Genomic DNA, 26,405 nt, shown 5'->3' on the forward strand with positions numbered 1-26,405 from the left:
CTTAGCAAAACAAAACTTGAGATGTGCCAAGCACCGTCTTACGGCTTTGCTGTGCCTTTTTTTCTCCCAGAAAGGGCACAGGCTTTTTATCTCATTTAGAAACAACAAGAATTTATAACGGTAAAACTATGCCAACTTTAGAAATATCTTCCAAAAAATTACAGGTTGTTCAAACTGCCATCCAACTCTTTACGACGTATGGATTTCACAATGCAGGCGTAGACCTGATTATTAAAAAATCTAAAATTCAAAAAGCCACGTTTTATAACTACTTCCACTCGAAAGAACGCCTTGTTGAAATGTGCTTAATCTTTCAAAAAAGCCGACTCAAAGAAGAAGTACTGGCAATTGTCTACTCACACCGCTACCCAACCGCAGCCGATAAACTCAAAGAAATTGTCCGCTTACATGTTGATGTAAATAGCCATTACCATCTTTTGTTTAAAGCCATTTTTGAATTAAAACCGCTTTATCCTCGAGCTTACCGCATGGCGATTGAATATAGAAAATGGGTACTTAAAGAGCTTTTTGATTTGATATTTAGTCTAGAAAGTCGTGGCTTAAAACCTGATGCCGATATGGTTTTAAATCTAATAGATGGTTTGATGTTTGGGTTTTTAAGTACCAATAGTTTGAGTGAGAGGGATGAGGTGTTGGAGCGGTTTTTTTTAAATAACTTGAGGAATAGTGCTTTGGAACAAGATGCTTTTGAAAAGGTAGTTCAAAAGCATCTTGCTCACTTAGTTTATATGGGGCTGATATTTTAAGCTAAACAGGAATATTGGCTCTTATTTTCAGAGTTTAATTTTGACTTATTGAGACTCATCTAAATCACGTTCGCGGCAGGATAATTCATAGTAATTACCTTTTGGTAGAGAACTAATTTTAAACCCATAGTAAGTGCTATCGGTTTCTATCGGAGCGATATTACATTGATTCTTTTTTGCAAATTTTTCAATTAATATTAAATTGGTGGTTTGCTTAAATACAGCTCCCCAACCTTCACTCACACAACAGCCCACATATTCAGACATATATTCATCTGAAATAAGCACAACGTTTTGTCCCATAAATTCATAAGGTTTTTTGAGTTTGTATATATCGTTATAGTCTGCTCTTGAAATATTAGGTTTTTTGGCTAGGAAACCTTTTTGTTTAAGAATTTGAAACTTTAAAAAATCTTCAGGACCAGTACCAAGTCCCCGATAAATCGAGCTATTGTCCTCTGCAAAACTATATGAGCTGAAAATGCTAACTAAGCTTAAAAGTAATAATTTTTTCATTTGTAATTTCAGAAGTTGTATTAGGGCATAATTGTTTCATATCTTCTTTAAAGCGTAAAGTAAGTGGCTGATTTTTATATCATAGATAGATTTTTCTATACCACGGAAAACCATGATTAATTTACTAATAATAGGTTTCATATAATTAACTATCTATAGAATAAATTTTTTGCTTCTTTAAAAATTATTTAAACGAATTAAATAAATTTTTTATTAGAGTCCTAATTTATTCGCTTATTTGATAGTCTTTTTGTATATAATATGTATTCTTTATATTTTGTAATCATTATAGAGTAAACATGAAAAAAATATTAATCATTACTATGGCGAGTTCTTTCGGTTTAATTGCTTGTTCAACTACTGAAACTTCAAGAACGATACAAAGTCCACAAGTCACTGCTGCTACTGCTACAACAAAATATACCGGAGTAAAAACTCCTATTTCTATTGGTAAGTTTGATAATCGCTCTAGTTATATGAGAGGTGTTTTCTCTGATAATGTAGACCGTCTAGGCGGGCAGGCGAAAACTATTCTTGAAACACATTTACAGCAAACTGGCTATTTTTCAGTTTTAAACCGTGATAATCTATCAGAAATTAAACAAGAAGTAGGTTATAGCAATACTGCTCAATCTATTAAAGGTGCTCGCTACGTTATTACTGGTGATGTCTCTGAATTTGGTCGTAAAGAAGTAGGCGATCAACAGTTATTTGGTATTTTAGGTCGCGGTAAACAGCAAGTTGCTTATGCAAAAGTTAATCTAAATGTCGTTGATGTAAAAACATCAGAAGTTGTGCATTCCGTACAAGGTGCGGGTGAATATGCATTAGGCGCACGTGAAGTTTTAGGTTTTGGCTCTACAGCTTCTTATGATTCGACTTTAAATGGCAAAGTACTTGATTTAGCTGTTCGTGAAGCAGTTAATAATCTTGTAACAGATATTCAAAATAACCGTTGGTCAATTCAATAATTTTGGATATGTGTTAAATGAAAAAAATTCTTTTAAGCAGTTTTCTTGCTATGGGATTGGTTGGGTGTGCCGCTGGTCCTCAACCTTTATATAATTGGGGAACTTATACTCATCAAACCTATTTGATGTATAACTCACCTGAGAAAGCGACACCAAGTACGCAAATCACGAAATTAGAAGCTGAAATTGAGAAAACTAAAGGCAAGGGCTTAGCCGTTCCGCCAGGTTTATATGCGCATTTAGGATTATTGTATTTACAAGAGAATAATTCTCAAAAAGCAATTGAGTATTTCCAGCTTGAACGACAAGTATATCCAGAATCTACAGTTTTAATGGATCGCTTATTGCAAAAAATGAATGCGAATGGTGCGAATGCAAAATCATGATGAAGAAATTTCTAATTGCTGGTTTGGTTATCTCTAGCCTTGCATTTACTGGATGTGCCGTTACTCCACAACCTAATAAAGATATTACAGCTTATAAAGCTCATATGCCAAAATCGATTTTGGTATTGCCTCCAGTCAATGATTCGCCTGATGTAAAAGCGACTTATAGTTATTGGCCTACTGTGGTGGCACCTGTGGCAGAAGCTGGTTATTACGTTTTCCCAATCTCTGTCGTAGACAATATGTTTAAAGAGAATGGGGTTACTAATGGCAGTGATGCTCAGTCTATTGCACCTCAGAAATTACAAGAGATTTTTGGTGCAGACGCAGCTTTATATATTCGAATTAAAGAATATGGTTCTAAATACCAAGTGATTCAGAGTGTCGCGACAGTAAGTGCTGATGCAAAGCTTGTTGATTTAAAAACTGGAGATGTGATTTGGACAGGTGAGAAAAAACTTGTTCAAGCAAGTAATGATGGTAATGCGGGTTTAATTGGAATGGTCGTCGGTGCTTTAGTTGAACAGATTGCTGGCAGCTTTACTGATCGGGCTTATCCATTAGCGAGTATGGTAAATACTCAACTTTTTACCCCGACGACTTATAATCCGGGTATGGGGTTGTTATATGGTCCACGTTCACCAAAATATCAACAAGATGGAGTAGTAGCTAAGTAAATTAAAGTCTTAACTAAAGTTTTACTTTATTAAAAATAGGCTGCAATCTAGTTTAATTATATGAAATGCTAGATAAAAATTTATTATTCCAGATAGTTTATAAATTTTTTGATTAGGTAGGAGAGCTAGAGTAACTAGTTCTCCTATTTAATTTAAATTACTTCTTTTGCTTAAAACGGTATTTACATTTTAAACAGCGATAATCTTGAAAAATATTCTTGTCGATTATTACGCCAGCTTTCTTACCAAAAATATTACCAACTACACCGCCAGTAATTCCTGCACTAATGGCACCAACAAAAGTCCCTACAGTTCCGCCAACAATTACACCTAAAGGACCAGCAACAGTACCAATAGCTGCTCCAACAGTAGCACCAGTTGCAGCACCACCTACAGTGCCTGCCGTTGTACCAGCAGCTGTGAGTAAAACACCGCCAGTTGTTCTAAGTAATTTGTCATGGTCACGTGCTTCAATTTCTGTAGAACCACACTTAGGACATTGCAGAGCTTTTTCCATAAAATTTCCTGTCTTTCATCATTGAGTGACACAGTTGACGGCTAAATCAGTGCAGTGGGTAAAGAACCTGTCTTGCGATGCAGTATCTTTTGCCTATTGAGTGATCGTAACGATAAACTGGTCTGCTTTGATTTTAGCTGAACATTGACACAAATATTTATAGATCATGTAAACACTTGTACTTTAATAATTATCCCACTAAATACTAATGTTTAGAATGACTAAGGCTTACATATCCATGTGTTTAGTAGAGAACAATTTAATAATGATGAATAGAATGTGAATGGTTTTTCTGAAGTTACTTAGAGTAACAAGCTGTTAAATGATAAAAGGCCTATTCTGTTTGAATAAGCCTTCTTTAAAGATTAGATTGATTTTTTCCAACTCAAAAATTTATATAATCCAAACATGAATGTAATCCAAATTGGAATTAAAATCACAGATTTTTCAAACCCTTTTGTCCACATGATATATAAAATCATGCCAATAAAAATCAAAACGATATAGTTACTTAAAGGTGAAAATAGTGCAGGGAACTTGGCAACTTTGTCTTCAAGTTTCATGGCACGTTTAAACTTTAAATGAGTAAAGCTAATAATTGCCCAGTTTAAAACCAATGCAGCCACGGCCATGTACATGAGATAGCTTAAAGCTTCTTCTGGGATAAAGTAGTTCAGTAATACACAACCAAAAATTAGAATAGAAGAAAAGATAACAGCAGATGTTGGAACCCCTTGTTTACTGACTTTTGTAAAAATTTTGGATGCGTGACCTTGTACAGCGAGGCCATATAACATACGGCTGTTTGCGTACATGCCGCTGTTATAAACAGACAGTGCGGCTGTTAAAATAATAAAGTTAAGCAAATGCGCTGCCCAGCCAATCCCAAGTTGGCTAAAAATCATCACAAATGGACTTTTATCTAAACCACCGAGGTCAAGCTGATTCCACGGAATGAGTGACATGATGATAGCAAGCGAAGCCACATAGAAAACCAAGATTCGAAAGATGACTTGGTTAATGGCTTGTGGAATGCTTTTTTCTGGATTTTCAGCTTCAGCGGCAGTCATCCCAATCAGTTCAATACCGCCAAATGCAAACATTAAAAAGGCGAGCATATAAAATAGGCCCGAGAACCCATGCGGGAAAAATCCGCCATGCTGCCATAAGTTTGCAAAGCTAGCGATAGAATCATTACCTGCGGTGAGCAACAAATATAAGCCAAACACGATCATGGCAATGACCGCCGCAACTTTAATAATGGCTAACCAAAACTCAGATTCACCATAAAATTTAACGTTGCCTAAGTTCAAACATGTGACCAAAACAAAGAAAAATAAGGCTGATATCCAAGCAGGAATGTGGGGCCACCAGTAATGTACATATTTAGCAACTGCTGTTAATTCGGTCATCGCGACCAGAATATAAACCACCCAATAGTTCCAGCCCGATAAAAAACCAGGGAATTTCCCCCAATATTTTTGTGCAAAGTAACTAAAGGAACCAACCACAGGTTCTTCTACGATCATTTCACCCATTTGGCGCATAATTAAAAATGCGACCAAACCGACAATGGCATAACCTAAAATAATAGAAGGACCAGCAGACTGGATGACTTGTGCAGAGCCTAAAAATAAACCTGTCCCGACAGCACCACCCATAGCGATCAACTGGATATGGCGATTTTTAAGTCCGCGTTTTAATTGGGAAGATGAATTGCTCAAAATATATGCGCTGAATAAAAAAGCTGGCGCTATTGTAATAGATTGGTTAGGGATAACCTAGTTTGAAAAGGATTTTACTCAGCTAAATAAAAAGGATCCGTACAAAGCTATACGGATCCCTTTTTGAAATCGGTTATTTTATAAATTAGAAAGATACCATTTTGCCCGGATTAATCATTGCACCGATGCCATACATACTTTTTGCGAGTGGAATAACCACGGGTGCTAGGGTACGACCAAAAATAATATTTTGATGATCAATTTTAGATAACATTTCGAAGTCGTTAGATTGCCCAACAAAGTCATTTGCAATGGCTTTACCAATACGTACCGTCTGAGCAACGCCGTGACCACTCCAACCATGAACAGCATAAATTGGGAATTTATGACCAAACTTACGGCTATCTACTGCACCATTTACGGTTAAATCGGTCGTGCCACTCCAGACAAAATCCATCTCTAGATTTTTAATTTGCGGGAAAACTGTATGAATTCGATGCTCTAAATAATTTAAAGTTTTCTCTGGACCCCAGCAGGTTCCTGTACCTTGGCCACCAAACAATAAGCGGTTGTTAAACACGGGACGGTAGTAATCAATTTGGAACTGAGTGTCATAGACCGGATGCCCAAATGGTAAAAGCTCTTTTGTATCAAGCTCTAGCGGGGCAGTCGTCGCAACATAAGTATAGAACGGAATTGTGGTATTGTTTTGCTCTGATAAAAGTTTAAATGAAGCATGGTGTACTGCTAAAACTACAGACTTTTTAGCTTTTACGACCGCATTTGCTGTTTGAACATAAATACCATCTGCTTTTTCTTCTATTGAAATGACTTCTGTTTGTTCATAGACAGAACCGCCATTTTGGCAAAAGCCATAAATTAAACCACGGTTTAAAGCTAAAGGATGGATTTGTCCCCCCAACTCATCAATTAAACCCCCTGTATAGTAGTCAGATTTAATATAGTCCATGAGTTCGTGTTTACCCACAATGCGGGTATGGTCTTCACCTAAGTATTTTCGTGCATCGGCGCCTTGTGTTAAACCAACTAAATGCCCTTCATGAACGGCGGCGGTAATGTGGCCGTATTTGCGGTCAAAGTTGAGTTGGTATTTTTCCGAAATGTCATCAATCAGTTGCATCGCTTCTGTAGAGGTAAAATGCCAGAGTTTTTTGGCATCTTCATAACTCAAGCGATCGGCCATTTCTTGAGCTTCCCAGCGAGCTAAACCAGGGGTGAGTTGTCCGCCATTGCGTCCAGAAGCTGCGCTACCTACACGGTTTTTTTCTAATAAAACAGTCTCTACGCCTTGTTCAGCTAAATGTAAGGCCGTAGATGAACCCAATAAACCACCGCCAATAACCACCACATCACATTCAATATCAGCTTTTAAACTGTCAAATGTATGCCAATCAGAAAGTGAGCTTTCATAATAGTTTGCAGGGTTATCTACCGAAGTGTCATTAACCGTGGATGTATCAAATTTTTTATGTTTTGGATTTAACCAGCTCCACTCTTTACCCACTTGTAGAGATTTACTTGGTTTATATTCCACGTCTTTTAAAAGTTGAGGTTTAGAAATAATTTTCATAATAAAGTTCCTTAAAAATTAATAAGCATTACTAATAGCAATACTTTGTTTTTTAATCGTTTTATAGATAAATAGGAGAACACCCAAAGCTAACCAGAAACAACCAAACATGAGTGAAGATGAATCGAGATTAAGCCAGAGGCAAATAATGCTAAAGACTGATATAAGCGGTAAAAATAGGTTTAGAAATTTATTTTTAAACCCTGAACGCTGTTTATCTTTAATATAAAACTTCATAAAAACAGAGAAATTCACGGCTGTAAAAGCGACTAGGGCACCAAAGCTAATTAGGCTGACGACTTGCGCTAAGTCTAGAAAAACCGCTGACATTGAAATAAGACCAACAAACAAAACCGAAAAAAACGGTGTACCTAATGAAATATGAATTGTCCCAAAATACTTTTTAGGGAAAATATTATCGGTACCCATTATATACAGTAAACGCGAAGCGCTGGCATGTGAAGCAAGGCCAGAGGCGACTGTGTTCATAATTTGTCCGCATAAAAATACGGATTGAAAAAAAGCACCACCAACGTAAAGTACAATTTCAGGCAACGCTTCTGAAGGATGTTGAAAACGAAGATTGTTTGGAAAATAAAGCTGAATAAACCAAGCGGCCGTGAAGAAAATCAGCCCACCAGCGAGAGTCGTTAACATGACTGCACGAGGAATATTTTTGGTAGGTTGTTTGGTTTCATTAGAAAGCGTGGTAACCGCATCAAAGCCCAAAAATGAAAAGCACAAAACTGAGGCACCCGCAACGAGAGGGAGTAAAGATTGGTGCTCATGCCAGAGTGGCGCCAATGTAAGCACATGCTCATAACCTTGAGTTGAGCCAATACCCTTAATCACTAAATAAACAAAAATGACCATGAGTATGATCGGTGCAAACACAAACAACAGGCTTAAATTGGCGAGTAACCGAATGCGGAAACAGTTTACTAAAGTGACTAGGCTTGCCGACACAATTACCCAGAACCAGTAAGGCAGACTTGGAATAAGGGCTGTGAGATAAATTGCGGCTAGCAAAACATTAATGAGAGGTAATAACAAATAGTCGAGCAGAGAGCACCAACCGACAAAAAAGCCACTTTTAGGCCCTAAACTTTCAGCTGTATAACTATATGCCGAGCCTGATTTTTCAGAATTTTTACTGAATCTTGCATAGCTCCAAGCGGTGAGTAGCATGGCGCCAAGTGCGAGTAAATAGGCCAGTGGTACATGTCCATTGGTAATGCCAGAGACAATACCGAAAGTATCAAACACTGTCATGGGAGTCATGTAGGCAATACCAATAATCGTGACTTGCCAAAGAGACAGTTTTTTTAAGGAAGACGTTTTATTTTCCATGTCATTTCAACCTCAAATTCGTTGTTTTGCTTTTCATCCGGAAAAGCGATGCTATTTTTGAGCCAAAACTTCCCCTAGACTTGAATAAACACGTCTATTTGGAGAAAGTTTGTACAAAAGTGGGGGGCCGTTTCGCCTTGGTGATGCCCTAAAGCAAGATCAAATACTTATATCTTTGATATAACTCTAGATCACGACCAATTGAAAAGATTGACACGGTCGTGCCAGAAACTGCTCGGGGCTTTGGCCTTTAAATAATGTGCCTGTTCTGATGGTGATATCATTTGAAGTAATCACTCGAGAAGAGTCGTTAATCACAATTGCTTTTTGTTTTATGTTTTTAAGTTTCGGCATAAGAATTTTTTCGAGTGCGGAAACTAAAATATCGGTAGCAATTACACCGATAAATTGATCACGAATCATGACTGGATGGGCAAGGGTGATGGTGTATGCACCATTGCAAATATAGTCGACATAGGGCCCATGGATGCACGGACTTTTGTTTTGAGCAGGTTTATGGAACCATTCAAAAGAGCGGAAATCTAAAAATCGCTGAGCATTTTGATAGTTTTCAAGTTTAGCTTGTTGTAACTGATCTTCTTTTTTATACCACCATTCGAGTGTCCAATAATCTTGCTCTTCTTGCGTTGCAGGGCTATAACTTGCAAAACCAATACCCTGACTGTAATGGCTTTCCTGTAAGGCCTTTTTAATTTCTTTTTGCAAAGCCGTGCGTTCTGAACCTGAAAGCTTAACGTCTTTTGTTTTTTCAGGTTCATGTTTTGAAAGAATTTTGCTCGCTTTAGTTGCCAGCTTTTCTGTAATGGCTGTCGTTTCCTCAACCACCGTCTTTAACAAATTTTGAAGCTCTTCTATATCTAAATGTTGGGTCATTCCTATAACTCCTAAAATTCCGTATTTCTCACTCGATATTTTATAAGTGCTCTACTTTATTGTTTTTATTCGATAGATAACTTATATCGAAGCATTTGGTCTGTTAGCATCGAAATGATTTTTCGCGCTTGAATAACAGCATCATCTTCATTGCCTTGAACAAAAGATGCTAAAAGTTGGTGGTATTGAGCGACGACCAGTTGATGAAATTGATCATCTTGGTAAAGCACAGCAATGAGCGGTGCCCATTCAGCTTGTATCGTTAACTCTTGATTTGCCAGTCGAGCTGATTGAGCAAAAGAGGTAAGTGTTAACAAACAACGTAAATCAAGTTGGGCACGTGTGTCTGGTTCAACGGCCTGTTCAAATTGATCAATAAGCTCTTTGATTTTACCCAGTTCATATTCAGTAGTTCTTTGTGCTGCCAAATATGCACCATGACTTAAAATTGCACTATGAAACTCGCCTAAATCAGCTAGATATTCATTGGAAGCTTGACGCAGAGGGTGCTTGTTTAAGAGTAAATCGGAAGGTAACTCGCAAACAAAGCTTCCGCCGTTTCGCCCGCGTCGTGTATCAATTAAACCTTTTACGCGTAAAGTATTTAAAGCTTCACGGACAGTAATGGGTGACACTCCCATTAAGCGAGCTAGATCCGCCTCGTTAGGAAGCTGTTCATTGCTTTTGAGCAATCCAGAGATAATTGCATTTTCCAAGCGTTCTACAACTTGTTCCGATCGAGTTGCCTGAGCGATAGGTGCAAAAATTATCGTATATGCTGACATGGCGAATTCTCTAAAAGCTAAGTCAGAGACTTAGCTTAATGAAACGGATAAATGATTAAAACACGCCATACTGATGGACGGCCTGTTCATCTTCAGGCACAGCTGGTATTGCATCCCAAAGTTCAACAATTTTGCCATTATCTACACGCCATAATTCAAAATAGGCATGTCGATTTCCGGCAATACTTCCTTCGGAATGTGTCAAGACAAATTGACCATCAGCAATGGAGCGATGCGTTTTGGAGTATACCAAACCTTGTCCTTCATTACGGATATTGTTCAAAAAATCAATCACTGACTTAACACCATCGCCAATGTCTGGACTATGTTGAATGAACTGATCGTTGTGAGTGTATTCTTTAAATGCTTCGTAATTGCCATCAATTAATGACTTCTTAAAGAAAGAGGTCACAATCTCACGATTTTCCTCTGGGTCATGGTGAGTGACGATTTCAGTCGGACCATCTAATTGAGTTCTACCACTCACATTTGGCGCAGCTTCTGCCACAAGACCATCCCAATGTTCCACAATTTTGCCATCTTTCACTCTGTAAATATCAAAACCAACTAAAGGGTTTTCATCAAGACCCTGAAAGCGGCCATGAATTGCAACCAAGTCACCATCTGCCAATACACGCACAGCTTCGTGTTGCATGTCAGGACAGTCTTCTACCAATTGGCGAAGGCCTGAAATACCATTTGCAACAAGTGGCGAGTGCTCTATAAAGTCTTCAGAAAAATAACGGTCCAAAGCAGTGGTGTCGTGCAAATTAAATAGCTCGTGATGGGCTTTAGTCACCAAGTCTTTCATTTCTTGCTTATTCATTTTGATCTCCTTTCAAAACTCATTGTTATTATTCGTTTGAACTCATCACATGTTTAACGCGAGTATATTCTTCAAAACCATAGCCAGATAAATCTTTACCATAACCTGATTTTTTGAAACCGCCGTGTGGCATTTCTGCGGTTAAAGGAATATGGGTGTTAATCCAAACTGTACCGAAATCAAGTTCACGAGACAGACGAGTGGCGCGGGCATGGTCTTTAGTCCAAACACTTGAAGCTAGGCCATATTCAACATCGTTGGCTTTTTCAATCGCATCATTTTCATCTGTAAATTTTTGAACAGTAATCACTGGTCCAAAAATTTCATTTTGAATGGCTTCATCGTGTTGTTTTAAGCCACTAATAACGGTTGGTTCAAAATAAAAGCCTGGACGGTCTGCTTGTTTTCCACCTGTTTCAACTTTGGCGTGAGCAGGTAAGTTGTCGATAAACGCTTTAACGTTTTTCAATTGGTTGGCATTGTTAAGTGGACCATAAAGCGCGTCTTGATCATCGGGTTCACCAAAACGGGTATTTTTTGCAGCTTCAACTAATTTGCTTAAAAATTCATCATGAACTGCTTCAGCCACAATTACACGTGTTGCCGCAGTACAGTCTTGACCTGCGTTGAAATAGCCTGTTAAAGCAATCATTTCAACTGCTTTGTCGAGGTCAGCATCTTCAAAAACCACTACAGGTGCTTTACCACCAAGCTCAAGATGTGCCTTGGCTAGATTTGCTGCGGCAGAAGCTGCAACTTGTAATCCCGCACGAACTGAACCTGTAATCGAAACGAGAGCAGGGGTTTTATGTGATACCACTTTTGAACCCACCTGAGCTTGGCCTAACACCACGTTAAATGCACCTTTAGGGAAAAATGGTGCAGCAATTTCTGCCAGTAAAAGCGTACTTTCTGGTGTTGTGTCACTTGGTTTAAGTACCACTGTATTACCAGCGGCCAAAGCTGGAGCAATTTTCCAAACAGCCATCATGAGTGGATAGTTCCAAGGTGTGACTTGACCAACTACACCGACAGGTTCGCGGCGAATAGAAGAGGTTAAACCTTCTAAATATTCACCTGAAGCAGTGCCATTGAGTAGGCGAGCAGCACCTGCAAAGAAACGAACCTGATCTGCTGATGCACCTACTTCCTCAGATGCAATTAAGTGTTTTAACTGACCCGTATTACGACTTTGTGCCTCAATCAAACGATCAGCATTTGCTTCAATAGCATCTGCCAAATTCAGTAATGCTTTTTGACGAGTTGAAGGTGTACTGCGTCCCCAAATTTTAAATGCTTCTTTTGCAGCAGCATAAGCTGCATCAACTTCTGCCTCGGTTGCATTCGGTGATTGTGCATAAACTTCACCAGTCACTGGGCTTACCAAGTCGAAATAATCATTTCCTTTGCTAGCAACATATTCGCCGTTAATGAAGTGTTGTAGTTGAGTTTTAACCATTTTTTATACCTTGTCCTTAGGTTTTAACATATAACATATAATACTATATGTATTATGTTTTAAATTTTCTGTCAAATGCTTTGATGAGAGGAGTGAGTGAAAAAAGTGAAAATTTAAATCAAATTAGATTTTAAGTTTTTGATTTTGATTATTTAAAAAGAATAAAAATTTATTGAAGATTTTTAGATAAGGTTGATTGTCTTAATAGTTCAGTAGATTTGATGAAAGACAATTGAAGAATTTTTCTAATCGAGAGCAGCTTGATGAACCAAGGTTTATACCTAGCTCACCAATTTTTTGATCTTATGATTTGAAATTAAAGTGAATGATTAGGTCTTATGACTCGCAAGCAGAATGCTGGTTTCACTGTTATAAATACCTGAAATATTTCTAATTCTTTCTAAAACCTTGTCGAAGTTTTCTAAAGTATCAGAACGTAGCTCGACCAAAATGTCCCATTTGCCATTCGTTTTATGTAGACATTCCACGGCACTTTCTAAGCGTAATTCTTTAATCACGGATTGTGCTTTGGTCCCTTCAACCATAATGCTCATCCATGCACGGATGACGTTTCGTTCAGCATTGGGTTTAAAACGAACTGTATATCCGGTAATAATGCCCGAAGACTCTAAATATTCGATTCTCTTTTTGACCGTTGCCCGTGAAACGTGAACTTTTTCGGCTAATTCGGTAACAGACATCCGTGCGTTATCTTTAAGCAAACCTAAAATAATTTGATCAATGTTATCCATATTGTAATTGTCAATTATCAAATTGGTAAAAAATAATTCATTTTTTACTGAATTACAAATTTTGTGAATCAATTTGATTTTGAATAATAGGGTCATCAATTAAGCCTAATAATTTAATTTAATGGAATAGATAAGATGAATAATTTTGCAGTTTCTCGTAATGACTTTAACGAGTGGATGGTTCCAGTTTTTGCACCAGCAAATTTCATTCCGGTACGTGGCGAAGGTTCACGTATTTGGGATCAAGAAAATAAAGAATATATCGATTTTGCGGGCGGGATTGCAGTAAATGCATTAGGTCATGCGCATCCAGTGGCAGTAAATGCTTTAACAGAACAAGCAACAAAACTTTGGCATGTAGGCAATGGTTATACAAATGAACCCGTTCTACGCCTTGCAAAACAACTCACGGAAAATACATTTGCAGATAAGGTTTTCTTCTGTAACTCAGGTGCAGAAGCGAACGAAGCAGCATTAAAACTAGCTCGTAAAGTTGGACTAGACAGCGGTGTTGCTGGCAAAAGTGGCATTGTGGCATTTAACAATGCGTTTCATGGCCGTACCTTATTTACCGTTTCAGCGGGTGGTCAACCTAAATATTCACAAGACTTTGCACCTCTTCCAAACGGTATCAACCATGTTGCCTTTAATGATTTAGAAGCTGCAAAAGCGGTGATTAATGAACAAACATGTGCTGTGATTGTTGAGCCGATCCAAGGTGAAGGCGGTGTTATTCCTGCTGACATCGAATTTTTAAAAGGTTTGCGTGCACTGTGTGATGAGTTCGGTGCCTTACTGATTTTTGATGAAGTACAAACCGGTGTTGGCCGTACAGGTGCACTGTATGCCTACATGAACTCTGGTGTTATTCCAGATGTATTAACGACTGCAAAAGCACTAGGTGGTGGTTTTCCAGTCGGTGCAATGCTAACAACTGATAAATTTGCACCGCATTTTTCAGTCGGTACACATGGTACGACTTATGGTGGTAACCCGTTAGCAAGTGCGGTTGCTGGTGCAGTCTTTGAGTTTATTAATACGCCTGAAGTACTTGAAGGTGTAAAACATCGTCATCAATATTTCCTAGACGCATTAAATAAATTAAATGCTGAATACCCGATTTTTGAAGAAATTCGTGGTCAAGGCTTACTCATTGGTTGTGTATTAAAAGCTGAGTATGCAGGCAAAGCGAAAGACATTACGACTTGGGCGGGCGAAGAAGGTTTGCTTGCTTTAATCGCGGGACCAAACGTGGTTCGTTTTACACCGTCTCTAATTATTCCTGAACAAGATATTGATGAAGGAATTGCTCGTTTAAAACGCGCATTGGCAAAGTTGGCTAAATAAAAAAAAGGAAAGCTAGCCATGATGATCGTCCGTCATGCCGAGTTTCGAGACCTTGAAGATATTTATAAATTAGCAGGTAAGTCGGGTGTAGGCCTGACTTCCTTGCCGCAAAATATGGATACACTTTCGGCTCGAATTTCACGTACTCGCAATACTTTAAATGGCAATGTCCATAAAAGTGAACAAGGTTATTTATTTGTTCTTGAAGATACAGAAGCTCAACGTGTTATTGGATTAAGTGCAATTGAAGTTGCTGTAGGGCTCATTGAACCTTGGTACAACTTTCATGTTGGTACTCAAGTACACGCTTCAAAAGCATTAAATGTCTATAAGTCATTACCTACTTTATTTTTAAGTAATGACAGAACAGGTAGTAGTGAACTCTGTACACTATTTTTAGATCCAGAGCGTCGTGAAAACCAAAACGGTAAATTCTTATCGAAAATCCGTTTTATGTTTATCGCTGCCTTTAAGCAATATTTCGAGAAAAAGTTAATTGCTGAAATGCGTGGTTTCTCAGACGAAAATGGATGTTCTCCATTTTGGGATGCGATTGGTCACCATTTCTTTAATATGGATTTTTCAACAGCAGACTATTTGAGTGGAATTGGGCAAAAAGTGTTTATTGCAGAGCTTATGCCACGTTTCCCAGTCTATGTAGATCTCTTGCCAAAAGATGCGCAAGAGGTAATTGGAAAAATGCATCCACAAACTTTGCCTGCTTATCATGTGCTTGAGTCGGAAGGCTTACGCTATCAAGGATATGTAGATATTTTTGATGCTGGTCCAACCATTGAAGCCAATATTGATGAATTGCGAGCAGTAAAAGAAAGTCAGTTACTAAACGTCAAAATTACAAGTGAAGCTGCGGTCGGTAAGACCCAATATCTCATTGCCAATGATAATTATCATGACTATAAGGCAATGCTGTTAAAGCTTGATCTTGTTGATAACACAATAAATTTAACACATGAACAAGCTGAAAAACTCGGTGTACAAAAAGGTCACGTTGTTCGTGTGTTATCACTAAATCCAATGGAAGTATCCTGATGTCAAACTCTTTATTTATAAACGGTGTCTGGTTACAAGGCAGCGGCGCAACATTTGAGAAAACAAATCCGGTTGATAACCAAACTGTATGGTCAGGTGCCGAGGCTACTGCTACTGATGTAAAGCAAGCTTGTCAGGCAGCGCGTACTGCGTTTCCAGCTTGGGCGCGTTTACCACTTGCAGAGCGTGTAGCGATCGTTGAAAAATTTGCCGCTTTGCTTGAAGAAAATAAAAAGCATTTAGCAGAAGTCATTAGCCAAGAAACCAGTAAGCCATTTTGGGAAACATTAACTGAAGTTCAATCAATGATTGGCAAAGTTGCGATTTCGATTCGTGCTTACCACCAGCGAACAGGCGAAAGCTCAACTGAAATGGCCGATGGTGTAGCATCTTTACGTCATCGTCCGCATGGTGTGCTTGCAGTTTTCGGTCCATATAACTTCCCAGGCCATCTACCAAATGGGCATATTGTTCCTGCATTGCTTGCTGGCAACACAGTTGTATTTAAACCAAGTGAATTAACGCCTTGGACTGCTGAAGAAACTGTAAAACTTTGGCAACAAGCTGGTCTGCCAAATGGTGTGATGAATTTGGTTCAAGGTGGACGCACCACGGGTGAAGCTTTGGCTGCTTCACATGAAATTGATGGTTTATTGTTTACCGGAAGTGCGAACACAGGTTATCACCTACACAAACAAATGGCGGGTGCACCTGAAAAAATTCTTGCGCTTGAAATGGGTGGCAATAATGCATTGATTATTGATGAAATTGTTGATGTCGATGCAGTAGTTAATCTTGCTATTCAATCTGCATTTGTTTCAGCAGGGCAGCGTTGTACATGTGCTCGCCGTATCTTGGTAAAAAATGGTGCTGAAGGTGATGCATTTATTCAACGTTTTGTTGAAGTTGCTAAAAACCTAAAAGTTGGCCGTTGGAACGACGAACAACAACCATTTATGGGTGGGGTAATCTCGTCAGTTGCTGCAACAAACATGATGAATGCTCAGCAAAAGTTACTTGAGCTGGGTGCAAAAAGTTTATTAGCCATGACACGTCCTCAAGAAGATAGCTCTCTACTTACTCCGGGTATTGTTGATGTCACAGGCGTGAAAGATATTCCAGATGAAGAATATTTTGGCCCGCTTACCACCATTCAACGTTATGACAACTTTGATGAAGCATTAAAAATTGCTAACGCAACTCGTTTTGGCTTGTCAGTTGGTTTGGTTTCACCAAAACGTGAACTGTTTGATGACTTACTCATTGAAGCACGTGCCGGTATTGTGAATTGGAATAAGCCATTAACTGGGGCTTCAAGTGCCGCACCGTTTGGTGGTGTAGGGGCGTCAGGTAATCACCGCGCGAGTGCTTTTTACGCTGCCGACTATTGTGCTTGGCCAATGGCTTCACTTGAAAGTGACAGCTTAACCTTACCAGAAAAATTATCTCCAGGGATTGTGTTGCCTTAAACACTAGGGAAAGAAAAATGAAAGGATATGAAGTAAATTTCGATGGCTTGGTGGGACCAACACATCATTACGCGGGCTTGTCGTTTGGTAATGAAGCATCGACAAAAAACCGTAATAATACCTCGAATCCAAAATTAGCAGCGAAACAAGGTCTGCTAAAGATGAAAGCCTTGGCTGACATGGGAATGAAACAAGGTGTACTTGCTCCGCATGAGCGTCCACATGTTCCAATGTTACGCCGTTTAGGTTTTACAGGTGATGACATTAGCGTTGTTGCTCAAGCAATGCGTCATTCACCTGAACTATTATCATCTTTAAGTTCAGCTTCTCCAATGTGGACTGCCAATGCGGCTACTGTTTCACCTTCGGCAGATAGCCAAGATGAGCGTGTGCATTTCACAGCAGCGAACTTGAACAATAAGTTTCACCGTTCAATTGAAGCTGAAACTACAAGCCAAGTTTTACAAGCAATCTTTAAAAATGAACGCCACTTTGTACACCATGAAGCTTTACCACAAGTGGCTTTGTTTGGTGACGAAGGTGCAGCCAATCACAATCGTTTAGGGGGTGATTATGCTAAGCGCGGTGTTCAGGTGTTTGTTTATGGTCAACAACATTTAAATAATGGCTTGCCAGGACCAAAACGTTATCCGGCTCGTCAAACGCGTGAGGCAAGTGAAGCAATTGCACGTTTGCACCGTTTAGATGATGCACATACTGTTTTTGTTCAGCAAAATCCGGATGTAATTGATCAGGGCGTTTTCCATAACGATGTGATCGCGGTAAGTAACCAACAGGTTTTATTCCATCATCAACATGCCTTTTTAAATCAAGATCAGGCTTTTGCTGAAATTCGTCAAAAGATGGCAAATATTGGTGAAGACTTTATCTCAATTGAAGTTCCTGAAAACTGTGTTACCGTTGACGATGCTGTAGCAACCTATTTATTTAATAGCCAAATTTTGACTCGTCCAGATGGTGGAATGACTATTGTTGTACCAGAAGAGTCTCGTCAAAATACAGCAGTGTGGGGCTATTTAAATGACATGATTCAAATGGGCACACCAATTGATGCTATTCAGGTATATGACTTACGTGAAAGTATGCGTAACGGTGGTGGTCCAGCTTGTCTACGTTTACGTGTAGCTTTAAACGAAACTGAGTTAAATGCCGTAAATCCAAAAGTACTGATGAATGATCAGTTGTTTGGCACACTCAATCAATGGGTTGATAAACATTATCGTGATCGTTTAGCACAAGAAGATTTGGCTGATCCGCATTTGTTAATGGAAAGCCGTATGGCACTTGACGAACTGACCAAAATTTTAGGTTTAGGTTCGGTTTATCCTTTCCAAAAATAATGAGGAGGTGACATGCAAGATTTTCTAGCATTAACCTTACAAGGTGAGCAGCCTACAACTCGCGAAGGAAAACAAAATAATTTTTCTTGGCGTTGGTTGGGTGAAGGACTTCTTGAATGTACGCCAAACGCACAGTACGACAAAGCTGTCGTACTGTCAGCTGGAGTGCATGGTAATGAAACAGCACCAATTGAATTGTTATCTCATCTTTGCACGGATTTATTTGCAGGGCGTTTAAACCTTGCTGTGAGGTTGCTGCTTGTATTGGGTAACCCTTATGCAATGCGTCAAGGCAAACGCTATGTGCATGACGATGTAAATCGAATGTTTTGTGGTGGATATAAAACTCTAGGTGTGACTGAAGAGTCAAAGCGTGCTGAAGTTTTAGAGCAAGTTGTCACAAACTTCTTTCAAGAAAGTGCAAGTGACGCTAAACGCTATCACTATGATTTACACACAGCAATTCGTGCTTCATTGTTACCAACGTTTGCTTTATTTCCCTATCAAACGCATGGCTATGATGCTGATTTAACAGCAAGTCTTGAAGCAGCCGATTTAGATGCTTTGGTTTATCACAATGCAGTAGGTAAAACGTTTACACATTTTACGAGTGAGAATTTTAAAGCGGCGAGCGCAACTTTAGAGTTAGGCAAAGCCTTACCATTTGGGCAAAATGACTTGAGCCAATTTGCTGCAATTGATGAAGTTATTCGTAATGTAGTTTCTGAGCAAGCCTTACCGCTACGCAATAAAACAAAAATTCGAGTCTTTAAAGTGTCTGATTCTTTAATTAAAAAAGATGAAGACTTCCAGATGAATTTATCTGCTGAAGCTCCGAATTTTTCGACTTTTACCAAAGGTGAAATCATTGCAACTCAACCTTCTGGTAATTATGTGGTTGAGCAAGATCAGGTCTGGATTTTATTTCCAAATCCAAATGTGAAGCTTGGTTTGCGTGCGGGCTTAGTTTTAACTGAAGCGAATTGAATACTTGTTTTTTGAGAAATAAAAAAGGGCAATTAATTGCCCTTTTTTATTTATAACGGATTAGTTATTACCGAAAAGACCTTTAATAAAAGATTTCTTTTCTGCTTTTTGTGTAGTCGCTTGAGCGCCTGCATTTACGTTTGCATTTGCATTAATACCAGCAACATTAACACCAACGTTTACACCTGTTTGAGCGTTAACTCCATGAGCTGGTTGAGCTGCATTTAATTTTGCTTGAGCATCAGCTTTAGTGTCAGCTACAAACTCTTTTTGCTCAGCTTGGTTTTGAGCTACACGAGTTTTTACAGCATCTACATGTGCTTGAGCATTAGCTTGTTTTTCAGCAGTAAATTCTTTTTGGTCTGCTTGTTTTTCTGCAACTTTAGCTTTTACAGCATCAACACCTGCTTTTGTATCAGCTTTCGCTTCAACTGCTAAGTTTTTAGTACCTGTTACTGCTTCGGTAGCAAAATGTTTAGTACCAGTTGCGGCTTTAGTTGCTACATTTTTAGTACCTATCGCAGCTTCAGTAGCAAAATGTTTTGTACCATTTGCAGCTTTAGAAGAAAGTTCAGTCACTTTTCCTGTTGTTTTTTTTGTTGCTTTAACTGTAGTGTCAGCCGCTACATGACCAGCATGCTTCGCTGAGCTACCTACATTATGAGCAGTATTTTTGACTGTATTGGCTACGCCACTAACAAGACCACCCGGTTGTACATTTACTTGAGCAGAAGCACCTGCATTAACGCCCGCACTTTGTGCAAAAATAGAGGCAGAAGCAAGAACACTTGCAGTAACGATAGCTGTTTTCATCATTTTCATTGCGATATCCTTCAAAGAATATACCCTTTTAGTGAGGTATTTCATAAACGCAAACGAATCATAGCCAAGGGAATATAGTCTTGTGAACTGTCTTCATCAAAATGTTACAACAGTGTTACGTTGAGTAAACAGACTAGGGATAAATTGTGAAGATTAATAAAAATTAATAATAAAGTGAAAAAGAACATTTATTTGTTAGATATTCTAATTAGACTCTCTTGTCTTTCCTTTTTTAAAAAATATCTTTTAATTTTTTTCTCTTTCGGTTTTTCTCGACTTGTCCTTTATATCTTTAAATGTGATGTGAATCTAATTATTTATTAGAGGAAACGGCATAATTATTGCTTATTATGAGAATGGAGTGCTTTTTTAGCACTTTTTTGAACCATATTCTGCCAGAAATATAAATGTACAGGGCAGAACTGTATTTTTGCTTATTCGGGAAAAAGTACTTTAGTTTTTCTCAGGTTTGTATATTTCATGAAATAGAAATTTCACATGAAATATATTTAAAGAAATAGCGCTTTATTTCGAATAATCAAAAATAAAAATAGATATCTATAAACAAAAAAACAGAGATATGACAGATGAAAATTATTGCTTCCCTTCTTGTATTGGTCGGCTTAGTCGCCGTTGTTCTCTATCTTAAGCCGACAAGTGGTGCATCTGATGTGTTCAATTCTGCTTTACATGAGTCGAATTCGCTACAACCAGACACATCGTCCTTTCTTTCTAAACTTAAGGAGCCTACTCAACCTAAAAATCTATCTCAACATTCAACTCATCCTCAATCGGTATCAGCTGATACCGTTCCTTTTTATGACACAAAAAGTGATCTTTCTATTCAACCGATTGATCCAGAAAAAGATCCAGCAAATGAGATAAAAGCGAAATAAGCAAATTGTTAGTTGAAAAACTACGGAGAAAAATAATGCAAAGTAAAACGTTATTTCTATTAGGTCTATGTACGATATTAAGTACAACTGCATCCGCTCTTCCTTTGGATTCTCAAGGGGCTAAACAGCGGTTAAATCAAGCAGCAAAACAAAAAGTATTTCAGGGCAAAATTGATTTGGATGCCTTGGTCAATAATGATTCGAATGATTTAATTGTCGAATACAATATTCCTTCGGTGAGTGTGCCTGCTGGTTTAGAACGGCGGAGTTATATTGCAACAAATAAAAAGAATATACAGGCAAGGTTTAACCGTGCTGGTGGTGTCCAAGTACTTCGGGACTACAATAATTTGCCTTTAGCTTTCTATCGAATTAGTAACCGCGAAGCTTTGGTGACTTTATTAAATGATCCAAATGTTAAAGCGGTTTATCCGAACCGTATTAACCAGACTACGACCAATGAAAGTTTACCTTTAATTAATCAACCACAAGCCAATACCAATGGTTTTACGGGTGAAGGCTCTAGTGTGGCAGTAATTGATACAGGTGTGAATTATCTTAATTCTGATTTTGGCTGTACGGCAGTAAATACACCATCAAGCACATGTCGAGTGGTTTATTCATTTGATAGTGCACCAGATGATGGCGCTTTAGATGATGATGGGCATGGGAGTAATGTTTCAGGCATCGTATCTAAGGTTGCTACCAAAACCAAAATTATAGGTATTGATGTCTTTAGAAAAGTGAGATCCCAAGGTAAGTGGGTAAGCACAGCTTATGATAGTGATATCCTCGCAGGGATTAATTGGGCTGTAAATAACGCACAAACCTATAATATTAAAGCGGTGAATTTGAGCCTTGGCGTACCAGGTGTTAAATATACCTCTGAGTGTAGTGATAGCAGTTATGGAACTGCATTTGCCAATGCACGAGCTGCTGGTGTGGTGCCTGTAGTCGCTTCAGGCAATGATGCATTTTCAGATGGAATTTCATCTCCTGCCTGTGTTGCTGGTGCAGTAAGAGTGGGTGCTGTTTATGATAGTAATATTGGTGGTGTGTCATGGGGGAACCCAGTGAAATGTTCGGACCCAACCACAGCGGCAGATAAGGTAGCGTGCTTTAGTAATGGTGGTAGTCTTGTGACCTTATTAGCACCGGGAGCAATGATCACGGCGGGTGGTTATACCATGGGTGGTACATCTCAAGCGACACCACATGTGGCAGGTGCAATTGCTTTGTTACGAGCGAATAGCGTGAGTCCAACAGAAAGTATTGATCAAACCATCAGCCGTTTAAAAACGACAGGTAAACCAATTACTGATTCAAGAACGGGCTTGGTTTTCCCACGTATTGATTTACTGGCAGCAACAAATGGTTTAACCATTAATTAATAGCTTATTTATAATTTTTTAAATTAGGTCCAAGAAATTTTTAAATAGCTATAACCCGTTGCAAAGGGTAACTTCTGCAACGGGCTTTTTATGTAAAAAGTATTAATTACACTTTGCTAGATTCGCTGGATTAAAGTTGTTTTGGAGTTTCTTGAAATTATTCTGAATTTCTGGATCTTGAATATTAAATGTAGTTGAGCTTTTGGTTGTGGAGTTGGTTGCCTGATTTAATATGCCTGATTCATCAGGATACTGCATAGTCGATGAGGTCGCTGAAATCAGACCATTATTATTAAAAGTCCAGTGCTCAGTTACATGTCCACCCCCTAAATAGCCAGTAAATTCAATCATACAAGCCTGTTTATCTTGTTTAATGAGTTTGGCTACATTACCTGTGGTAGAGGGATAAGCCTCGATATTCGTATCTTGTTCTAAAACTTGTGCCTGAGAATAAGATGAAGAAGGAGGTGTAGAGGTCGCACACGCAGTTAATGCTAAGCAGCATAGTGTTGAAAAGAGGAGTTTTTGACTATTCATAAGGCAGATTCCTAGCTTTCTTATACTTAATGACATTATTTCTAGATGAATATCTGGGTTTATAAGCGCGCGAAGTTATCGCGCTATCCAAAAAATTAGTTAGCTGTTGTGCTCGATTTACTTAATTCACCTTGCTCGATCGGGATATTTTCACCATTTCGACTACTGGTAATATTTTGTTTGGCTTGCTCTATTTTCTGTTCAGTAAATACTTTGGCGGTATCTGCTTTTTGTTGAACAACTTCTGCTTTTTCAGCAGTAAATTCTTTGGTGTTTTGCCATTTCTCACTAATTTTATTCGATGTTTTTTCAGAAGCACCTTGAATAGAGTTTCCTAAATTTTGTATGCCTTTGCCTGTTTTATACAACAGTACGCGCCCTAAGCTAGGATTGTCACCATAAGGTTGTGTTTTGGGTGTTGTTTCAACAACTTGTTGTGGCTGTGTTGTTTCTGCAAATAAGGTTGATGAAGCCAATATAGAACTTGTAACGCATAACACTTGTAAGGTTTTCATATGGATCAATCTCCCCAACCAGAATCAAAAGATGAAGTAGTGATCTTACTGTTAAAAATAAAGCTTGTACTGCAATGAGATAAAACCCATACGATTTGATTACGATAAATCATCATTTAATGGCGCTAAACCAATCATTGCAATAATTCATAAACTAAATTCAGTCTTAATCAATTCTATAAACATGTCTCTAGCTTTATGGTTACTCACATTTTTGTGCCAGAAAAAGTGATTTTGCATAAAGGCAAGATATTCAAATTTATAACTTTGGATATTGGCCAAATTTTTATATTGCTCATAAATACTTTTAGGCACTAACGCCACCCCTGAGCCTGCACTGACACAGCCAATAATCGTGGCATAGCTAGTAATGCTGGTAATAGGAAGAGAGATATTCTTAAGTTTAAGCCATTCTTCAAGGGCTGCACGGTAAGGACAGCCTTCAGTCCACATAAAAATTTCTTTACCAATCAGGTCTTCTTGGTTGTGGATCTCTCCCAAAGAATGAGATGCGATTAAGACCATATCTTCTTGGTAAATACCGAGCTTATTGAGCATCGGAAACTCAATATTACCCGCGACAATTGCACCATCAAGTTTATGCTGAGAAATATCGACTAATAACTGTTTCCATGTGCCTGTAATAATTTGAATGGAAACCTCTGGAAAACGTTGATGATATTTCGCAAGTAAATTGGGGAGGCGAGTTGTGGCAGAAGATTCAATCGCTCCAATTCTGAGTGGGCCAGAGGGCGGTGCATCTGGGTGAATGCTTCGTTTTGCCTCATCGCATAGCGCTAAAATTTTATGACAATAATCGAGAAAGATTTCTCCTGATGGGGTGAGTTTTAAAGCCTTACCTTCACGATAAAACAAAGGTGCTCCAAGCTCTTCTTCGAGTTGTTTAATCCGTGTCGTAATGTTGGAGGGTACACAATGCAGTTGCATTGATGCCTTAGCCATTGTTCCGCATTCAACCACAGTTTGGAACATTTTTAACTGAGCGATATCCATGTTTTATCATTCACTTTTAATGAATATTAAACTCAATATAAGTTAATTTTATTCAACTATCCATGCGCATATGATGAAAGAGTTCCATTTCATTAGTGCAGATTTAACATGGCAATTTCTCTTGCTGCCGAAACCCAGCCTCCAGCTTTTAAGCTCTATTTATGTATTGCTATGACCGTCTTTTGTTGGGGTTATTCACCTATTGGTGTGCATAGTGCTTTGCATTCATATACCCCACAGCACATTGCCTTACTTCGCTTTTTGATTGCATCGTTTTTTTTACTGCTTTTGGTCATAAAAAAAGGCATTCAGCCTTTAAATTGGAAAGATGCTCCTGCGCTTGCTGTATTAGGTTTTTTCTCTGTAACGCTACATCACTTACTTATAAATACAGGGCAGCAATATGTAACTGCAGTCGCATCTAGTATTTTGAGTCAATCCATTCCGCTATTTACCTTTATTATTTCAGCTTTGCTTTTTAAAGAAAAAATCAGTTTTAAACAGTGGTTGTGTATTTTGCTGGGACTTTGCGGCGCCGTGTTGGTGGTTAGTGGAGATCATGGTTTTGGTGTACCGAGCCCTTATAGTTTATTGATTGTGTTAGCAGCAATTGCGTGGGGTCTGTACTTTAATTTATATAAGAAATTTGCTTTAAATTATGATGCTTTGAGCATGATGTGCTACATCATCTGGTTCGGAACCATTCCTTTACTATTTTATAGTGCTCATTTACCCCATGAAATTTTACATGCTACTTGGCAAGCCAATATGTCGGTTGTCTTGCTAGGTATTTTCCCAAGTGCGATGGCTTATGTGCTTTGGGGTTATGTACTTAAAAATATGTCGTTAACGATTGCATCGAATTTTTTATATTGTTCGCCCATTGTCGCAATGAGTTTGGCAGTTGTTTTCTTAAATGAAAAACCGTCAATGATGGTGCTGCTTGGTGGAGTGATTATTGTAGGGAGTTTGGTGTGGATGAATTGGAAAAAATAATTCTTTTACCAAGCTGAGTAAATAATAATGTGGTAGTTATTGAGTGCTGATTTAAAAATGAAAATATTAATTTTATTAAAAAATTCATTTAAATCAGCATACTGAAATAGTTTTTAGAATTTACTTTTATTGATTTTACTTTAAAAAAGTTTGGTTATAGCCAAAAATTAAATTATTCGACTCTTTCGACTTTTTCAATATGACTAGAAGAATCATATGTAATCTCAATTACTATTTTCTCTTTGTTAAGTGCTGAGTCTGAGATTGATACCGTTTCGTCCACAGAATCCAGCGATAATTCACTCGGCATTACATTATGTAATGTCGACACGATTGTATTCGCTATTAAGCCATTATATAAAGCCATTCCATATGCTTTTGGTTTATTGTTAATTTTATAATAAGTGATCGTATCTATCCTTTTCTCACCAATGAGTCTACTTACTACGGGTGGATGGAATTTATTTAGAAATTCATTTCGAGACATTCCAACTAAATTAATCTTTTCTATAGCAGGCGGATTGGTAGTGTCTGGTAAATTGATCCGATGAGGGTTTATAGAACAGGCCATTTGTCCAATGGATAAGATAGAAATAACAAGTAATAAAATATTCTTCTTCATTTATATAATCTTAATTAATAAAAGCTGCTAATTTATAACGATATTTTTTGAAAATATCAAATTATTATAAAAAGTTTTAATGTAGATGAATTGGGGGAATAGGCGTACTATCGAATAATCTATAGATCATTAAACTATCTATAGACTAATGCTATGTCATACGCTACTTGCTTTAAGAGAATA

27 protein-coding genes are annotated in these 26,405 nt (G+C 38.2%); 12 read left to right on the plus strand and 15 right to left on the minus strand.

Going from position 1 to position 26,405, the window contains the following annotated elements; translation table 11 throughout:
- Window positions 1-128: 128 nt before the first annotated feature.
- Complete coding sequence (locus J536_RS12580; protein ID WP_228130714.1) at window positions 129-767, plus strand: TetR/AcrR family transcriptional regulator; 639 nt, start codon at window positions 129-131, stop codon at window positions 765-767.
- Between the two features lie 45 nt (window positions 768-812).
- Here the strand turns inward: J536_RS12580 and J536_RS12585 are convergent, their stop codons facing one another.
- Window positions 813-1,283 (minus strand): hypothetical protein, encoded by a 471-nt coding sequence (locus tag J536_RS12585; protein WP_032063064.1) that lies wholly within the window; start codon window positions 1,281-1,283, stop codon window positions 813-815.
- A 299-nt stretch (window positions 1,284-1,582) separates the two neighbouring features.
- Between J536_RS12585 and J536_RS12590 the strand changes: the two genes are divergently transcribed.
- Genes J536_RS12590 through J536_RS12600 form a run of 3 tightly spaced genes read left to right on the plus strand, consistent with a single transcriptional unit; the run spans window position 1,583 to window position 3,317 of the window.
- On the plus strand, window positions 1,583-2,254 hold the full coding sequence (locus J536_RS12590; protein ID WP_032056792.1) for a CsgG/HfaB family protein: 672 nt from the start codon (window positions 1,583-1,585) through the stop codon (window positions 2,252-2,254).
- A 17-nt stretch (window positions 2,255-2,271) separates the two neighbouring features.
- A complete protein-coding gene (locus J536_RS12595) occupies window positions 2,272-2,640 on the plus strand; it encodes a DUF4810 domain-containing protein (protein ID WP_032063065.1) in 369 nt (122 codons plus the stop codon).
- On the plus strand, window positions 2,637-3,317 hold the full coding sequence (locus J536_RS12600; protein ID WP_002120567.1) for a DUF799 domain-containing protein: 681 nt from the start codon (window positions 2,637-2,639) through the stop codon (window positions 3,315-3,317). The genes J536_RS12595 and J536_RS12600 overlap by 4 nt, the downstream gene beginning before the upstream one ends.
- A gap of 157 nt (window positions 3,318-3,474) precedes the next feature.
- Here J536_RS12600 and J536_RS12605 read toward each other — a convergent pair whose 3' ends face one another.
- The 9 genes from J536_RS12605 to J536_RS12645 all read right to left on the minus strand — a co-directional run bounded on the left by J536_RS12605 (window position 3,475) and on the right by J536_RS12645 (window position 13,215).
- Window positions 3,475-3,834 (minus strand): hypothetical protein, encoded by a 360-nt coding sequence (locus J536_RS12605; RefSeq protein ID WP_002120526.1) that lies wholly within the window; start codon window positions 3,832-3,834, stop codon window positions 3,475-3,477.
- A gap of 365 nt (window positions 3,835-4,199) precedes the next feature.
- Window positions 4,200-5,558, minus strand: coding sequence for an amino acid permease (locus J536_RS12610; protein WP_081404139.1), 1,359 nt, complete (start codon window positions 5,556-5,558; stop codon window positions 4,200-4,202).
- Between the two features lie 145 nt (window positions 5,559-5,703).
- A complete protein-coding gene (locus J536_RS12615) occupies window positions 5,704-7,149 on the minus strand; it encodes an NAD(P)/FAD-dependent oxidoreductase (RefSeq protein WP_032063067.1) in 1,446 nt (481 codons plus the stop codon).
- Window positions 7,150-7,167: 18 nt separating this feature from the next.
- Entirely contained in the window at window positions 7,168-8,499 is a 1,332-nt protein-coding gene (locus J536_RS12620) for an APC family permease (protein ID WP_032037926.1), read from the minus strand.
- A 186-nt stretch (window positions 8,500-8,685) separates the two neighbouring features.
- The gene (locus J536_RS12625; RefSeq protein ID WP_005075618.1) at window positions 8,686-9,393 is read right to left on the minus strand and encodes a cache domain-containing protein; all 708 of its coding nucleotides are present in this window, start codon (window positions 9,391-9,393) and stop codon (window positions 8,686-8,688) included.
- A 65-nt stretch (window positions 9,394-9,458) separates the two neighbouring features.
- Window positions 9,459-10,178: a FadR/GntR family transcriptional regulator gene (locus J536_RS12630; RefSeq protein ID WP_032063068.1), complete on the minus strand. Its 720-nt coding sequence runs from the start codon at window positions 10,176-10,178 to the stop codon at window positions 9,459-9,461.
- Window positions 10,179-10,233: 55 nt separating this feature from the next.
- Window positions 10,234-11,004, minus strand: a complete 771-nt coding sequence (locus tag J536_RS12635) for a nuclear transport factor 2 family protein (RefSeq protein WP_032063069.1) — start codon at window positions 11,002-11,004, stop codon at window positions 10,234-10,236.
- A gap of 28 nt (window positions 11,005-11,032) precedes the next feature.
- The gene (locus J536_RS12640; protein ID WP_032063070.1) at window positions 11,033-12,463 is read right to left on the minus strand and encodes a gamma-aminobutyraldehyde dehydrogenase; all 1,431 of its coding nucleotides are present in this window, start codon (window positions 12,461-12,463) and stop codon (window positions 11,033-11,035) included.
- A 329-nt stretch (window positions 12,464-12,792) separates the two neighbouring features.
- Complete coding sequence (locus J536_RS12645) at window positions 12,793-13,215, minus strand: Lrp/AsnC family transcriptional regulator (protein WP_002120489.1); 423 nt, start codon at window positions 13,213-13,215, stop codon at window positions 12,793-12,795.
- 135 nt (window positions 13,216-13,350) lie between these two features.
- Between J536_RS12645 and J536_RS12650 the strand changes: the two genes are divergently transcribed.
- From J536_RS12650 to astE, 5 genes are read left to right on the plus strand one after another with little or no spacing between them, the layout of a single operon-like run.
- Complete coding sequence (locus J536_RS12650) at window positions 13,351-14,562, plus strand: aspartate aminotransferase family protein (RefSeq protein WP_032063071.1); 1,212 nt, start codon at window positions 13,351-13,353, stop codon at window positions 14,560-14,562.
- An 18-nt stretch (window positions 14,563-14,580) separates the two neighbouring features.
- A complete protein-coding gene (gene astA / locus J536_RS12655; protein ID WP_032063072.1) occupies window positions 14,581-15,612 on the plus strand; it encodes an arginine N-succinyltransferase in 1,032 nt (343 codons plus the stop codon).
- Complete coding sequence (astD, locus tag J536_RS12660) at window positions 15,612-17,081, plus strand: succinylglutamate-semialdehyde dehydrogenase (protein WP_032063073.1); 1,470 nt, start codon at window positions 15,612-15,614, stop codon at window positions 17,079-17,081. The genes astA and astD overlap by 1 nt, the downstream gene beginning before the upstream one ends.
- Window positions 17,082-17,098: 17 nt before the next feature.
- On the plus strand, window positions 17,099-18,442 hold the full coding sequence (gene astB, locus J536_RS12665) for an N-succinylarginine dihydrolase (RefSeq protein ID WP_032063074.1): 1,344 nt from the start codon (window positions 17,099-17,101) through the stop codon (window positions 18,440-18,442).
- Between the two features lie 12 nt (window positions 18,443-18,454).
- A complete protein-coding gene (astE, locus tag J536_RS12670; RefSeq protein WP_032063075.1) occupies window positions 18,455-19,429 on the plus strand; it encodes a succinylglutamate desuccinylase in 975 nt (324 codons plus the stop codon).
- A gap of 60 nt (window positions 19,430-19,489) precedes the next feature.
- Here astE and J536_RS12675 read toward each other — a convergent pair whose 3' ends face one another.
- Window positions 19,490-20,251 carry a hypothetical protein gene (locus J536_RS12675; protein ID WP_032063076.1) on the minus strand — a complete coding sequence of 254 codons (762 nt, stop codon included), beginning with the start codon at window positions 20,249-20,251 and terminating at the stop codon, window positions 19,490-19,492.
- Window positions 20,252-20,838: 587 nt separating this feature from the next.
- On the opposite strand from J536_RS12675, the gene J536_RS12680 reads away from it, so the two are divergent.
- A complete protein-coding gene (locus J536_RS12680; RefSeq protein WP_032063077.1) occupies window positions 20,839-21,147 on the plus strand; it encodes a hypothetical protein in 309 nt (102 codons plus the stop codon).
- A 35-nt stretch (window positions 21,148-21,182) separates the two neighbouring features.
- Window positions 21,183-22,538 carry a S8 family peptidase gene (locus J536_RS12685; RefSeq protein ID WP_032063078.1) on the plus strand — a complete coding sequence of 452 codons (1,356 nt, stop codon included), beginning with the start codon at window positions 21,183-21,185 and terminating at the stop codon, window positions 22,536-22,538.
- A gap of 102 nt (window positions 22,539-22,640) precedes the next feature.
- Here J536_RS12685 and J536_RS12690 read toward each other — a convergent pair whose 3' ends face one another.
- The 3 genes from J536_RS12690 to J536_RS12700 all read right to left on the minus strand — a co-directional run bounded on the left by J536_RS12690 (window position 22,641) and on the right by J536_RS12700 (window position 24,604).
- Complete coding sequence (locus tag J536_RS12690) at window positions 22,641-23,075, minus strand: hypothetical protein (protein ID WP_032063079.1); 435 nt, start codon at window positions 23,073-23,075, stop codon at window positions 22,641-22,643.
- Between the two features lie 95 nt (window positions 23,076-23,170).
- Entirely contained in the window at window positions 23,171-23,590 is a 420-nt protein-coding gene (locus J536_RS12695; RefSeq protein ID WP_032063080.1) for a hypothetical protein, read from the minus strand.
- Window positions 23,591-23,737: 147 nt separating this feature from the next.
- Complete coding sequence (locus J536_RS12700; RefSeq protein ID WP_032063081.1) at window positions 23,738-24,604, minus strand: LysR family transcriptional regulator; 867 nt, start codon at window positions 24,602-24,604, stop codon at window positions 23,738-23,740.
- Between the two features lie 108 nt (window positions 24,605-24,712).
- On the opposite strand from J536_RS12700, the gene J536_RS12705 reads away from it, so the two are divergent.
- Window positions 24,713-25,600, plus strand: coding sequence for a DMT family transporter (locus J536_RS12705; RefSeq protein ID WP_032063082.1), 888 nt, complete (start codon window positions 24,713-24,715; stop codon window positions 25,598-25,600).
- Between the two features lie 172 nt (window positions 25,601-25,772).
- Here J536_RS12705 and J536_RS0104460 read toward each other — a convergent pair whose 3' ends face one another.
- On the minus strand, window positions 25,773-26,222 hold the full coding sequence (locus tag J536_RS0104460) for a hypothetical protein (RefSeq protein WP_032004836.1): 450 nt from the start codon (window positions 26,220-26,222) through the stop codon (window positions 25,773-25,775).
- Between the last annotated feature and the right edge of the window lie 183 nt (window positions 26,223-26,405).

The organism is Acinetobacter sp. 809848 (assembly GCF_000581275.1).
GTDB classification, from domain to species: Bacteria; Pseudomonadota; Gammaproteobacteria; order Pseudomonadales; family Moraxellaceae; genus Acinetobacter; species Acinetobacter pittii.